Below are 13860 nucleotides of genomic sequence, written 5' to 3' on the forward strand. Positions count from 1 at the left end.
GCCATCCCCGCCTCCGTTCCCGCCCCGGTCTGCCCCGTGACACCCCGCGACGCCGTCCCGGCGTGCGGGACGGCGTCGGTCTGTTCGTGTGTGCCGGTGTTCGGGGGGACGGCCGCCTCGGTCGGCGGGCGGCCGTCCCCCTCCCCCGCGGTCACGCGGCGCGCAGGAACCGGAGCCGGCGGGTGCGCCCGGTATGCACCCCGCCCTCGGCCTCGTGGCCGGCTGCCTCACGGCGGGCGGCGCGACGGCTGCGGACGGCCTCGCGGGCCAGCCGCTCCTGCTGGGCCTGACGGAGCAGGTCGGCGGAGCGAAGCTGGGAGAGCTCGTACTCGTACATGGTGTCCCCTTGGGAGAGTCGGTTTCGTGCTTCGCTTTCTGCGATGTCTCAACCTTCGTCTCCGAGGCGGGTCCGCCACATCGGGAGAGTTCCGCATCTTCGGCCACCGTGGGGGCCTTAGACATGCCTAAGGGGCCTCAGGCGCCGCGTAAGGTGCTTACGGTCGGCCTAAGACCCCTTGGTGACCTGCGGTGATTCAGCTCGTGGACGGCAGTCCGAGCAGGACGTCGGTGTACTTGAGGACGGCCAGGAGCAGGCCGATGACACCGAGCGCGACTCCCGCCCAGCCGACCGACTTGATCCACGGGGCCTGCGGCTTGCCGGGCGCCCCGAAGGCGGGCCGGGCCAGCACGAAGACGCCCACGACCAGCGCGGCCAGCGCGAAGAAGCCGGCCCACAGAGCGGAGGTCTGCCAGGCGTCGCCGTAGATCTCCTTGACCTGGGTGGCGACGGTCGCGGTCGACGCCGTCTCCAGCTGGCCCACGAGGGTCTCGCGGGCGGCGGCGACCGTACCGATCCAGCCACCGGTGAGGGAGACCAGGCCGAGCCCGACGGACACGACCGCGGCCGCGCCCTGGCCGACGCCGGACGGGCCCTCCTTCTCGTCCTCGGCGAGGCCCTCGAGAACCTCGGCCTCGTCGCCGTCCTCGGCGTCGTCGGCCTCGGTCCCGGAGTCGGTCCCGAGCTCGGAGTCGGCCTCGGTCACCTCGTCGGCGCCCACGGCGTCGCTCTTCGTGACGTCCACCTTCTCCTCGTCGGTCTTCACCTCGGGGCCCGTCTCGGCCCCGGTCTCGTCAGCAGTCTTGGTTCCCATACCTCGCACCGTACGGACGCAGTCTGAGAGGTCTCTTAATGATCGTTGTGAGCGGCACGCGTGCGTGCCTCACGCCACTCGGGCGCCAGCACCGACCAAACCTCGAGATCGTGCCGGGTCCCACCATAGAGGTGCGCCTGACGGTGGACGCCGTCGCGGGTCATTCCCAGCCGGCGGGCCACGTTCAGGCTGGGGGTGTTTCCGGCGGCTGCGACCCATTCGATCCGGTGGACGCCGCGTCCCTCGACCATCCAGTCGATGAGCAACCGCATCGCCCGGGTGATCAGCCCGCGTCCGGTGGCGGCGGGTTCCAGCCAGCAGCCGACCTCGCAGTTGCCCTGCGCCGCGTCGAAGTTGAGGGTGAGCACCCCGCCGACGAGCTTTCCGTCCAGCCAGATGCCGTGGTAGCCGCCGGTGTCGTCGACACGCATCCGGGCGTAGCGCTGGAGGGTCTCGCGCGCGGACTCCACGTCGACGGCCTGGGAGCCGAAGGGGATGAACTGCCCGATGAACTCCCGGCCGCGCTCCAGGTTCGCCAGGAACTCCTCGGCGTGCCAGGGCTCGAGGGGCCGCAGTTCGGCGCCGTCACCCAGCGATATCGCGTACATCCTCGTCCTGCTCCCTCTCCAGCTCCGCCACGACGTCCTCCACCCTTTCACGCGGGGCGCGGCACTCCGGCGGCTCGATGCTGATGCGTGGCATCCGGCGGTCCAGCCAGCCCGGCAGCCACCAGTTGGCGCCGCCGAGCAGGTGCATGAGGGCGGGGACGAGCAGTGTGCGCAGGACGAAGGCGTCGAGGGCGACGGCGGCGGCGAGGGCGATGCCGAACATGGCGATCACGCGGTCGCCGCTGAGGACGAAGGCGAGGAAGACCGAGATCATGATGACCGCGGCGGAGTTGATCACCCGGCTGGTCTCGGCGAGGCCGACGCGGACCGCCCGTCGGTTGTCGCCGGTCTCCAGCCACTCCTCGTACATCCGGCTGACCAGGAAGACCTGGTAGTCCATGGAGAGCCCGAAGAGCACGGACACCATGATCACCGGGAGGAAGGGCTCGATCGGTCCCGCCCGGCCGAGGCCCAGCAGCTCGCTCCCCCAGCCCCACTGGAAGATCGCGACGACGATCCCGAAGGCCGCGGCGACCGCGGCGACGTTCATCGCGGCGGCCTTCAGCGGGATGCCGACGGACCGGAAGGCGAGCAGGAGCAGCAGACAGCCCAGACCGATGACGACGCCGACGAACAGGGGCAGCTTGCCGACGATCACCTCGGCGAAGTCGTCGTACGACGCCGTGACACCGCCGACCTGGATGTCGAGCGAGGTGCCGGTCTCGGCGCGGGGCAGCACCTCGGTGCGCAGCCGGTCGACGAGGTCGCTGGTCTGCTGGGACTGCGGGGACGAGGTCGGGACGATCGTGAAGTAGCCGATGTCACCGGCGCTGTTGTAGGTCACCGGCGTCACCGAGGCGACGCCCTCGGTGGTGCGGATGGTGGCGTCGAGGTTGTCGAGGAGGAGCTTGTCCTCGGCGCCGTCGATGTGGGTCACCAGGGTCAGCGGGCCGTTGACGCCGGGGCCGAAGCCGTCGGCGAGCAGGTCGTAGGCCTGGCGGGTGGTGGATATCTTCGGGTTGTTGCCCTGGTCGGAGGTGCCGAGGTGCAGCCCGAGCGTGGGCAGGGCCAGGACGGTCATGACGACCAGGGCGACCGCGCCGAGCAGCTTGGGGTGCCGTTCCACGAACGCCGACCAGCGTGCGGCGAGCCCGGTCGGCACCTCGGGCTGGGGCCCGTGCTCGTCCAGGTGCCGTCGCTCGCGCCGGCTGAGGGCGCGCATGCCGATGAAGGAGAGCAGGGCGGGCAGCAGGGTGACGGAGGCGGCGACGGTGAGGACGACGGTGAGCGAGGCGGCTATCGCGACGCCGTTGAGGAAGCTCAGCCGGAGGATCAGCATGCCCAGCAGGGCGATGCAAACCGTGGCACCCGCGAAGACGACCGCCCGTCCGGTGGTCGTGACGGCGTTGGATATGGACTCGGCGACGCCCAGCCCGCGTTTCAGTCCGCGCCGGTGCCGGGTCACGATGAACAGGGCGTAGTCGATGCCGACGCCGAGTCCGATCAGCATGCCGAGCATGGGTGCGAAGTCGGCGACGGTCATGGCGTGCCCGAGCAGCACGATCCCGGCGTACGCGGTGCCGACGCTCACCAGCGCGGTGGCGATGGGCAGCAGCGAGGCGGCGAGCGAGCCGAAGGCGAGGAACAGCACGAGCGCGGCGACGAGTACGCCGACGGCCTCGGCCAGGTGTCCGCCCGAGGACTCGGTGAGGGCGATGGCGCTGCCGCCCAGCTCCACCTGGAGCCCGTCGCTCGCGGCCTCCTCGGCGGTGTCGACGACGGACCGCACCTCGGCCGCGTCGATGTCCTCGGCCCGGTCGTCGAAGGTGACCGTGGCGTACGCGGTACGGCCGTTCTCGCTGATCTGGGCGGCGCCCTGCTCGTCGTAGGGGCTGACGACGGCGGCCACTCCGGGCAGATCGGCGATCTCGTCGAGGGTCCGGGTCATGGTCTGTTCGACGGCGGAGGCACGGACCGTGCCGGACGTGGTGTGCCAGACGACGGTGTCGCTGTCACCGCCGAGCTCCGGGAAACCCTCCCGCAGCAGCTGGGTGGCGCGGCCCGACTCGGTGCCGGGGACCTCGTAGTCGTTCGAGTACGCCGAGCCGGTGGCCACGGCCGCCGCGGTCACCCCGCCGAAGGCGAGGAGCCACAGCAGGACGGCGACGAGGCGGCGCTGGACACACCAGCGTGCGAGGGCTGCCACGAAACGTGCTCCCGGGTGGATTTATGGATCTTTGACCGGGAACAGTCGTCCATGAGTTGAACGGCCCGCAAAGAACGCATGAGCAATGCGGAGACCACTCTTGCAGTCAGAAATGATCGTTTAACGCATTCGTGCGTTTATTCACAGGAGTGGGAGACAGATCACAGGACAGTAACGTCCGCTCTGTCACCTCAGTCGAACTGGTCGCCCAGTGCCATCACCATCACGCCGACGATCAGCAGCCACAGCGCCCTGCGGGTGCGTCCCCGGGAACCCAGGACCGCCGCGAGCGCGCAGACGGCGGCTCCGAAGGCGTAGGCGGCCGGCACCAGCGTGGGAGCGGCACCGCTCAGCCGCAGCACCGACGCGGCGAGGCCCGCGAGGGCCAAGAGGGTTCCGGTGCCGGAGGACGTCCAGCGCGCCCGCCGGGCGTCCAGCACCTCGTCGTCGTACTCCCCCTCTATGTCGGACTCGGAATCCGGGTGCGCGTTCATGGCGGGCGAGCGTAGCGTGTCCGGCTGAGAATCCCGGGCGGCTACGCCCCTGACCGAAGCGGGTGCATTGTTTGAAGGTCCGACCGAGCTCCTACGCATCTCTCTTTCCTACGAAGGACTCAAGGAGCCCGTTCACCGATGTCAGACATCACCTCAGGGACCTCGGACGACCTCACTAGCCGTCTGACCCACCCGCGCTGGACACGCAGCAACCACTACGACGTCCGCTGGACGATCGAGAACCAGATGGGCCCGCACGCCCTGTGGCTGCTGGAGTGGCTGGCGCCCGCGCTGGGGCTGGAGAACCTGCGCCCCGGTGCCCGCGTCCTCGACCTGGGCTGCGGCCGCGCCATGACCTCCGTGTTCCTCGCCAAGGAGTACGACGTCCAGGTCACCGCCGCCGACCTGTGGGTCAGGGCCGACGAGAACGCCGTACGCGTCGCCGAGGCGGGAGTCGCCGACCGTGTGCTGCCGGTGTACGCCGAGGCGCACGACCTGCCGTTCGGCGAGGGGACGTTCGACGCGATCGTCTCCGTCGACGCGTATCAGTACTTCGGCACGAACGACCTGTATCTGCCCACGCTGACGCGGCTGTTGAAGCCGGGCGGGCGGATCGGGATCGTCGTACCGGCGCTTCGGGAGGAACCGGCGGGCGACGAGCCTCCGGCGCATCTGAAGGAGTACTGGGAGAAGGACCCCGGTTTCTGGGCGTTCCACTCCCCCGCCTGGTGGCGGCGGCTGTGGACGCGCGGCGGGGCCGCGGTCGAGACGGCCGACTGGCTGGAGGACGGCTGGCGCGACTGGCTGCTGTGGAGCGAGGTGTGCGCCGCGGAGAGCCCGAGCGAGTTCATGGCGGACATGGCGCGCTGGTCGGTCGACCTGATGCACGCCGACGTCGAGCATGTGCTCGGTTTCGCGCGGGTCGTGGGACGCCGTAAGTGACAGCGGGGCCCCGGAGGTACGACCTCCGGGGCCCTGCCTACGACGGGTCTCAGCCCTCGCTGACGCCCAGCTTCTCCAGGATCAGCTCCTTGACGCGGGCCGCGTCGGCCTGACCGCGGGTCGCCTTCATGACCGCGCCGACCAGGGCGCCGGCGGCCGCCACCTTGCCGGAGCGGATCTTGTCGGCGATGCCCGGGTTGCCGGCGATGGCCTCGTCGACGGCGGTGCCGAGGGCACCCTCGTCCGAGACGACCTTCAGACCGCGCTTGTCGACGACCTCGTCCGGGGTGCCTTCGCCCGCGAGGACGCCTTCGATGACCTGGCGGGCCAGCTTGTCGTTGAGGTCACCCTTCGAGACGAGCTCGGTGACCCGGGCGACCTGCTCGGGCGTGATGGCCAGCTCGTCCAGCGACGTGGCGGACTCGTTGGCGCTGCGGGCGAGTTCGCCCATCCACCACTTGCGGGCGGAGGCCGCGTCGGCACCGGCGTCGATGGTCGCGACGATGAGGTCCAGCGCACCGGCGTTGGTGATCGACTGCATGTCGAAGGCGCTGATGCCCCATTCCTCCAGCAGCCGCGCGCGGCGCACCCGCGGCAGCTCGGGCAGCCCGGCGCGGACCTCCTCGACCCACTCGCGCGAGGGGGCCACCGGAACGAGGTCCGGCTCGGGGAAGTACCGGTAGTCCTCGGCCTCCTCCTTCACGCGGCCCGAGGTCGTGGACCCCGTGTCCTCGTGGAAGTGCCGGGTCTCCTGGATGATCGTGCCGCCGCTGTTCAGGACCGCGGCGTGCCGCTGGATCTCGAAGCGGGCCGCACGCTCCACGGAACGCAGCGAGTTGACGTTCTTCGTCTCGGAGCGCGTGCCGAACTTCTCGCGGCCGTGCGGGCGCAGCGACAGGTTCACGTCGCAGCGCATCTGGCCCATCTCCATGCGGGCCTCCGACACACCGAGCGCCTTGATGAGCTCGCGCAGCTCACGGACGTACGCCTTGGCGACCTCGGGCGCGCGCTCGCCGGCGCCCTCGATCGGCTTGGTGACGATCTCGATGAGCGGGATGCCGGCGCGGTTGTAGTCGAGGAGCGAGTGCGAGGCGCCGTGGATACGGCCCGTCGCGCCGCCGACGTGCGTCGACTTGCCGGTGTCCTCCTCCATGTGGGCGCGCTCGATCTGCACCCGGAAGATCTCGCCGTCCTCCAGCTGTACGTCGAGGTAGCCGTCGAAGGCGATCGGCTCGTCGTACTGGGAGGTCTGGAAGTTCTTCGGCATGTCCGGATAGAAGTAGTTCTTCCGGGCGAAGCGGCACCACTCGGCGATCTCGCAGTTCAGCGCGAGACCGATCTTGATCGCCGACTCGACGCCGATCGCGTTGACGACCGGGAGCGCGCCGGGCAGGCCGAGGCAGACGGGACAGGTCTGCGTGTTGGCGTCCTGACCGAGTTCGGTCGAACAGCCGCAGAACATCTTGGTCTTGGTGCCGAGTTCGACATGGACCTCAAGGCCCATGACGGGGTCGTACGACGCGAGAGCGTCCTCGTACGACTCCAGGTCGGTCGTGGTGGTCACGGTGAAACTTCCCTCTCAGCCCAGCAGGACGTCGTCGTCGCCCAGCCGCTTCAGCTCGCGGTAGAGGATGGCGAGGCCGGTGACGATGGCGACGGCGGACACGGTGGCGTCGATCAGCCGCAGGGTGTCGTGCTCGCCCCGGGCCTTCTTGATCTGCTTGGCGACGCCGACCGCGCCGAACGCGGTGGTGGCCATCGACAGGTACGTACCGGACTTGGACTTCTTGAAGTCCTTGGCCTTGGTCAGCTTGCTCACAGCGACGGTGCCTCCTCCAACAGCGGGTGCCCCCACTTTTCCACGAAGGCGGCCTCGACGGCGGCGCCGACCTTGTACAGACGGTCGTCCTTCAGCGCCGGGGCGATGATCTGGAGGCCCACGGGGAGGTTGTCCTCGGGCGCCAGACCGCACGGCAGCGACATGGCCGCGTTGCCCGCCAGGTTCGTCGGGATGGTGCACAGGTCGGCCAGGTACATCGCCATCGGGTCGTCGGCGCGCTCGCCGATCGGGAAGGCGGTGGTGGGCGTCGTCGGCGAGACGATGACGTCGACCTGCTCGAACGCCTTCTCGAAGTCACGCGTGATGAGCGTGCGGACCTTCTGGGCGCTGCCGTAGTACGCGTCGTAGTAGCCGGAGCTGAGCGCGTACGTGCCGAGCATGATGCGGCGCTTCACCTCGGGGCCGAAGCCCGCCTCACGGGTGAGGGAGGTGACCTCTTCGGCCGAGTGGGTGCCGTCGTCGCCCGTGCGGACGCCGTAGCGCAGGCCGTCGAAGCGGGCGAGGTTGGACGAGCACTCGGACGGCGCGATCAGGTAGTACGCCGACAGGGCGAGGTCGAAGGACGGGCAGTCCAGCTCGACGATCTCGGCGCCCAGGTCCTTCAGCAGCGCGACGGACTCGTCGAAGCGCTGGATGACACCGGCCTGGTAGCCCTCGCCGCGGAACTGCTTGACGACGCCGACGCGCATGCCCTCGACGCTGCCGTTGCGGGCGGCCTCGACGACCGGCGGGACCGGGGCGTCGATCGAGGTGGAGTCGAGCGGGTCGTGCCCGGCGATGACCTCGTGCAGCAGCGCCGCGTCCAGGACCGTACGGGCGCAGGGCCCGCCCTGGTCGAGGGACGAGGAGAAGGCGACCATGCCGTAGCGGGAGACCGCTCCGTACGTGGGCTTCACGCCGACCGTGCCGGTGACGGAGGCCGGCTGGCGGATGGAGCCGCCGGTGTCGGTGCCGATGGCGAGGGGGGCCATGTGCGCGGCGAGCGCGGCGGAGGAGCCGCCGCCGGAGCCGCCGGGGATCCTGGTGAGGTCCCAGGGGTTGCCGGTCGGGCCGTAGGCGCTGTTCTCGGTGGAGGACCCCATGGCGAACTCGTCCATGTTGGTCTTGCCGAGGATGACGACGTCGGCGGCCTTGAGGCGCTTGGTGAGGGTCGCGTCGTACGGCGGGATCCAGCCTTCGAGGATCTTGGAGCCGACGGTGGTCGGGATCCCCTCGGTGGTGAAGATGTCCTTGAGCGCGAGGGGTACGCCGGCCAGCGGGCCCAGCGTCTCCCCGCGCTCGCGCTTCTCGTCGACGGCACGGGCCTGCGCCAGCGCGCCCTCGCGGTCGACGTGCAGGAAGGCGTGCACCTTCGTGTCGACTTCTTCGATACGGGCGAGGTGGGCCTCGGTGACCTCGACCGCCGTGAGTACGCCGGAGGCGATGTTCGCGGCGGTCTCAGCGGCGGTGAGCCGGATGATGCTGCTGTGGTCCGTCATGGTGATTAGTCCTCCCCCAGGATCTGCGGCACCTTGAAACGCTGCTGCTCCTGGGCCGGGGCGCCGGAGAGCGCCTGCTCGGGGGTGAGCGACGGACGGACCTCGTCCGCCCGCATGACGTTCGTCAGCGGAAGCGGGTGCGAGGTCGGCGGTACGTCTTGGTCGGCGACCTCGCTGACGCGTGCGACCGCGCCGATGATGTCGTCCAGCTGTCCCGCGAAGTGCTCGAGCTCTTCGGGCTTCAGCTCCAGACGCGCCAGCCGTGCGAGGTGGGCGACCTCCTCGCGCGTGATGCCAGGCATGCAGCGATCCTCTGGGGTGAGTGCGTGTGGTTTGGGGCCAATCCTATGGGGCGAGTGCCTCCGGCCGTTAAACGGATTCGGAGGGGGTGCCTGGACAGGCGCCCCCGATCGGCCCTTCCGAGGCGCTCACTCCGCCGCCGGCAACGCCGCCCTCGGCCGCTGCCACCCCCGCGACCCGCGGGCCCGCAGCCACGCCGTGGTCTCCTCGGCCGGCATCGCCGCCGCGACCAGCCAGCCCTGTACGGCGTCACAGCCCAGGTCGCGCAGCCGCTCCCAGGTCTCGTCGTCCTCCACGCCCTCCGCGACGACCAGCAGGCCGAGCGAGTGCGCGAGGTCGACCGTGCACCGCACGATCTCCGCGTCCTCGGTGTCGATGGCCAGCCGGGCCACGAAGGAACGGTCGATCTTCAGCTCACTCACCGGCAGCCGGCGCAGATGCACCAGGGACGAGTAGCCCGTGCCGAAGTCGTCCAGGGACATCTTCACGCCGTGCCCGGTCAGCCCGGCGAGGGTGTCGGCGGCGCGCTGCGGGTCCTCCAGGAGCACGTGTTCGGTTATCTCCAGCTGGAGCGAGCCCGCGGGGACGCCGTGCCGGGCCAGCCGGGCGGCGACGGAGCCGGCGAAGCCGGGGGTGTGGACGTCACGCGGGGAGACGTTGACCGCGACGGGCACGTGCAGGCCCTGGGCGCGCCACTTGGCCACCTGGGCGAGCGCGGTGTCGAGGACGTACTCGGTGAGGTGCGGCATCAGTCCGGACGACTCGGCGATGGCGATGAACTCGTCCGGCGGCACCTTCCCGCGCTCCGGGTGCACCCAGCGGACGAGGGCCTCCAGGCCCGCCACCTGGCCGTCGAAGCGGACCTTGGGCTGGTAGTGCAGCTGGACCTCGTGCGCGTCCAGCGCGCGCCGCAGGTCGCCCAGCAGACCGAGGCGGTCGGGGGTGTTGGAGTCCCGCTTGGACTCGTAGACCTCGACACCCGTGCGGTCCCGCTTCGCCTGGTACATCGCCACGTCCGCCCGGCGCAGCAGCCCCTCGGCGTCCAGGGCGTGGTCGGGGAAGACGGCGACGCCGGCGCTGGCCTCCAGGACGAGGGTGAGCCCGTCGAGGTCGAGGGGGGAGCTGAGGGCCGCGACGAGGTTGCGGGCCACCCGGGTCGCGGACGTCGTCGAGTCGGCGACGGGCAGTAAGACGGCGAACTCGTCACCGCCGAGCCGTGCGGCCTCCGCTCCGCGCGGCAGGGCCGCCTGGAGCCGGTCGGCTATCTGGAGGAGCAGCCGGTCACCGGCCAGGTGGCCCAGGGTGTCGTTGACCGAACGGAAGCGGTCGAGGTCGATGAGCATGAGGGCGGCCCGGGCGCCGATGCGCTCGGCGTCGTCCAGGGCGGTCCAGATCCGTTCGAGGAGCCACTGCCGGTTGGGGAGCCCGGTCAGCGGGTCGCGCAGCTGCTCCTCCGCCCGGGCCCGGGCTATCCACAGGGTGGAGTCGAGGGCGATGAGCGGGATCGCGAAGAGCGGCAGCAGCACCGGTTTGGCGACGGCGACGACGCAGACCAGCGGTGCGATGCCGAGCAGCGCGACGGCGACCAGTCCCTGTCTGACGAGGGCGGTGCGGGCCACGGTGGGCAGACCGCCGGTGCGCGGGGCGTGCAGGTACCACAGCAGGGTGCGGGTGACCACGAGGTAGGCGGCCGCGACGAGGAGCACCTCGGGGGCGGTGTAGAGGGTCCAGGTGTCGGGGTTCCAGGGGGCCTCGACGGACGGGACACGGCCGAAGGCGGCCAGCACCAGGGCGCCGGCGCCGATGCCGAGGATGTCCACCGCGCCGTGCAGGACGCCCTGTCGCCAGCGGTTGCGCCTGGCTATGCCGACCAGGACGACGACGGTGAGGCTGACCATGCCGGCGGGCACCCAGCCGTACAGCATCAGGACGGCGAGGGTGAGGGCGGCGCCCGAGCCGGTGCCGCCCCACCAGCGGGCGCGGCCGAGGGCGACCAGGTGGCCGACGATGACGCCGGTGAGGACGGCCAGGGACCAGCCGACGGTGCCGGACGGGAAGAGCGCGTGGCCCTCGGTGAAGGCGCGGTAGAAGCCGGCGCCGAGCACGAACCCGGCCGCCGCGACGACCCCGGTGGGCAGTGCGGGCCAGGACAGATGCCGCTCGGGCCCGGAGCCCGGCAGCCCGGGAGTGTGGTCGGTGAGCTGTACGGAGTTGCGTCCGCCTCCCGTGGAGTACGGTCCGAGGGCGCGTGTCTCCTCGCCCGGACGGTTCGCGGACCGCGTCGCCCAGCGGCTCCCCTGCCAGGCGCTCGTCAGCCGGCGCAGCCGTGAGTCCGGGGCGGCGCTCTCGGTCGGTTCCATTCCCGTCCCTCTCACAGCCGGCGGTGCCCACGCCACGCGGCCCGTTGCCCGACAAACCCTCTGCGGCGCCGCGTTGGAAAGCCCTTCCCCCTGCTCTGGAGGAGCAAGGGGATGCCCCAACCGCAGCTGGGCACGGCGGGCGCACATCTCAACAGTAGGCCGCGGAAGGCTTCCACGGGCAGCGGTCGTCGACGGTTGCCCGAATGCGCCCCGGCCACCCGTATGCATCTGGTATGCGCCGATCGGGTGGCCTTCAACCGCTGCTCCGTCCTGCTCCTCGCCTACTCCTCGGTCGGAAGCGCGACTTCGGCGGCCGCCTCGGGTCCCTGTTCCAGCAGGACGTCGAAGCCGTCCTCGTTCAGAACGGGCACCTTCAGCTGCATCGCCTTGTCGTACTTCGAACCTGGATTGTCACCCACAACGACGAAAGACGTCTTCTTCGAAACAGAACCGGTCACTTTCGCACCCAGAGTTTGCAATGCCTCCTTGGCGCCGTCACGGGTGAAGCGCTCCAGGGTGCCGGTGACGACGACGGTGAGGCCTTCGAGGGGGCGGGGGCCCTCGTCCTCGCCGGAGCCCTCCTCCTCCATGCGGACACCGGCGGCCCGCCACTTGCGGAGGATCTCCTGGTGCCACTCCTCGGCGAACCACTCCTTGAGCGACTTCGCGATGATCCCGCCGACCCCGTCGGTGCCGGCCAGCTCCTCTTCCGTGGCCTGCTCGATCCGCTCGATCGAGCGGAACTCACGGGCCAGGGCCTGGGCGGCGACCGGACCGACATGGCGGATCGAGAGGCCGTTGAGGAAACGGGCGAACGGGCGGCTCTTGGCCTCCTCGATGTTCTTGAGCAGGGCGAGCGTGTTCTTCTTCGGCTCGCCCTGCTGGTTGGCGAAGACGGTGACGACCTTCTCCTCGCCCGTCTTCGGATCCCGCTTGGGCAGCCCGCTGTCCTGGTCGAGGACGTACGCCTTGATCGGGAGCAGCTTCTCCACCGTGAGGTCGAAGAGGTCGCCCTCGTCGACGAGCGGCGGGTCGGCCGGCTCCAGGGGGCGGGTGAGCGCGGCGGCCGCCACATTGCCGAAGTGCTCGATGTCCAGGCACTCACGGCCCGCGAGGTAGGAGACGCGCTCCCTCAACTGCGCGGGGCAGGTGCGCGCGTTGGGGCACCGCAGGTCGATGTCCCCTTCCTTCATGGGCTTCAGCGGCGTCCCGCACTCCGGGCACTCGGCGGGCATCACGAACGCGCGCTCGCTGCCGTCGCGCAGGTCCACGACCGGGCCGAGGATCTCCGGGATGACGTCACCGGCCTTGCGGATCACCACGGTGTCACCGATGAGGACGCCCTTGGCCTTGACGACGTCCTGGTTGTGCAGGGTGGCGAACTCGACCTCGGAGCCCGCGACCGTGACCGGTTCGACCTGGGCGTACGGCGTGACGCGACCGGTGCGGCCGACGCCGACCTTGACGTCGATCAGCTTGGTGTTGACCTCTTCGGGCGCGTACTTGTAGGCGATCGCCCAGCGGGGCGCGCGGGCCGTGGAGCCGAGGCGTCCCTGGAGGCGGATCTCGTCGAGCTTGACGACCGCGCCGTCGATCTCGTGCTCCACCGAGTGGCGGTTCTCGCCGAAGTAGGCGATGAACTCCCGTACGCCGTCGAGTCCGTCGACCACCTTGTTGTACTGGGCGGTGGGCAGACCCCAGGTCTTGAGCAGGTCGTAGGCCTCGGAGAGGCGGGTCATGCCGTCGAAGCCCTCCAGGGCACCGATGCCGTGCACGACCATGTGCAGGGGGCGGGTGGCGGTGACGCGCGGGTCCTTCTGGCGCAGCGAACCGGCCGCCGCGTTGCGCGGGTTGGCGAAGGGCTTGTCGCCGGCCTCGACCAGACGGGCGTTGAGCTCCTCGAACTTCTCCATCGGGAAGTAGACCTCGCCGCGGATCTCCACTAGGTCGGGGACCTTGTCGCCGGTGAGCCGGTCCGGGATCTCCGCGATGGTCCGGACGTTGGGCGTGATGTCCTCGCCGGTGCGGCCGTCGCCGCGGGTCGCCGCACGGACGAGACGGCCCTGCTCGTACGTCAGGTTGACGGCGAGACCGTCGACCTTCAGTTCGCACAGGAGGTGGTAGTCAGAGGTGCCGACGTCCTTGGCGACGCGCTCGGCCCAGGCCGCCAACTCCTCGTCGCTGAAGGCGTTGTCGAGGGAGAGCATGCGGGAGCGGTGTTCGACGGAGGTGAACTCCGTCTCATAGGCCCCCGCGACCTTCTGCGTCGGCGAGTCCGGCGTCCGCAGCTCGCCGTACTCCTCCTCCAGCGCCTCCAGCGAGCGCAGGAGCCTGTCGAACTCCGCGTCGCTGACGACCGGGGCGTCCTTCACGTAGTACCGGAAGCGGTGCTCCTCGATCTGCTCAGCGAGCTTCGCGTGCTGCTCCCGTGCCTCCGCGGGCACCGTCGTCTCCGCTTGCTTGTCGCCGGCCACCGTGTTG

General features: G+C 70.4%; 12 protein-coding genes. 1 reads left to right on the top strand and 11 read right to left on the bottom strand.

Annotated features, from left to right (window positions below):
* Positions 1-151: 151 nt before the first annotated feature.
* The 5 genes from HLK59_RS24475 to HLK59_RS24495 form a co-directional block, all read right to left on the bottom strand.
* Positions 152-337 carry a hypothetical protein gene (locus HLK59_RS24475; RefSeq protein ID WP_171143644.1) on the bottom strand — a complete coding sequence of 62 codons (186 nt, stop codon included), beginning with the start codon at positions 335-337 and terminating at the stop codon, positions 152-154.
* Positions 338-533: 196 nt separating this feature from the next.
* Entirely contained in the window at positions 534-1151 is a 618-nt protein-coding gene (locus HLK59_RS24480; RefSeq protein WP_171143645.1) for a hypothetical protein, read from the bottom strand.
* A 35-nt stretch (positions 1152-1186) separates the two neighbouring features.
* Positions 1187-1759: a GNAT family protein gene (locus HLK59_RS24485; RefSeq protein WP_171143646.1), complete on the bottom strand. Its 573-nt coding sequence runs from the start codon at positions 1757-1759 to the stop codon at positions 1187-1189.
* Positions 1737-3965: an MMPL family transporter gene (locus HLK59_RS24490; protein WP_171143647.1), complete on the bottom strand. Its 2229-nt coding sequence runs from the start codon at positions 3963-3965 to the stop codon at positions 1737-1739. The genes HLK59_RS24485 and HLK59_RS24490 overlap by 23 nt, the downstream gene beginning before the upstream one ends.
* 191 nt (positions 3966-4156) lie before the next feature.
* Positions 4157-4459 (bottom strand): hypothetical protein, encoded by a 303-nt coding sequence (locus HLK59_RS24495; RefSeq protein ID WP_171143648.1) that lies wholly within the window; start codon positions 4457-4459, stop codon positions 4157-4159.
* A gap of 138 nt (positions 4460-4597) precedes the next feature.
* Between HLK59_RS24495 and HLK59_RS24500 the strand changes: the two genes are divergently transcribed.
* Positions 4598-5401 carry a methyltransferase domain-containing protein gene (locus HLK59_RS24500; RefSeq protein WP_171143649.1) on the top strand — a complete coding sequence of 268 codons (804 nt, stop codon included), beginning with the start codon at positions 4598-4600 and terminating at the stop codon, positions 5399-5401.
* 49 nt (positions 5402-5450) lie between these two features.
* Here HLK59_RS24500 and gatB read toward each other — a convergent pair whose 3' ends face one another.
* The 6 genes from gatB to ligA all read right to left on the bottom strand — a co-directional run bounded on the left by gatB (position 5451) and on the right by ligA (position 13853).
* Complete coding sequence (gene gatB, locus HLK59_RS24505; RefSeq protein WP_171143650.1) at positions 5451-6965, bottom strand: Asp-tRNA(Asn)/Glu-tRNA(Gln) amidotransferase subunit GatB; 1515 nt, start codon at positions 6963-6965, stop codon at positions 5451-5453.
* Positions 6966-6980: 15 nt separating this feature from the next.
* Positions 6981-7220, bottom strand: coding sequence for a hypothetical protein (locus HLK59_RS24510; protein WP_171143651.1), 240 nt, complete (start codon positions 7218-7220; stop codon positions 6981-6983).
* Positions 7217-8719, bottom strand: a complete 1503-nt coding sequence (gatA, locus tag HLK59_RS24515; RefSeq protein ID WP_171143652.1) for an Asp-tRNA(Asn)/Glu-tRNA(Gln) amidotransferase subunit GatA — start codon at positions 8717-8719, stop codon at positions 7217-7219. The genes HLK59_RS24510 and gatA overlap by 4 nt, the downstream gene beginning before the upstream one ends.
* 5 nt (positions 8720-8724) lie before the next feature.
* Positions 8725-9021, bottom strand: coding sequence for an Asp-tRNA(Asn)/Glu-tRNA(Gln) amidotransferase subunit GatC (gene gatC / locus HLK59_RS24520; protein WP_007384860.1), 297 nt, complete (start codon positions 9019-9021; stop codon positions 8725-8727).
* A 126-nt stretch (positions 9022-9147) separates the two neighbouring features.
* On the bottom strand, positions 9148-11379 hold the full coding sequence (locus HLK59_RS24525; protein ID WP_171143653.1) for a bifunctional diguanylate cyclase/phosphodiesterase: 2232 nt from the start codon (positions 11377-11379) through the stop codon (positions 9148-9150).
* Between the two features lie 281 nt (positions 11380-11660).
* Complete coding sequence (ligA, locus tag HLK59_RS24530; protein WP_171143654.1) at positions 11661-13853, bottom strand: NAD-dependent DNA ligase LigA; 2193 nt, start codon at positions 13851-13853, stop codon at positions 11661-11663.
* Between the last annotated feature and the right edge of the window lie 7 nt (positions 13854-13860).

The sequence above is a fragment of the Streptomyces sp. S3(2020) genome (assembly GCF_013044505.1).
In the GTDB taxonomy this organism is placed as follows: Bacteria; Actinomycetota; Actinomycetes; order Streptomycetales; family Streptomycetaceae; genus Streptomyces.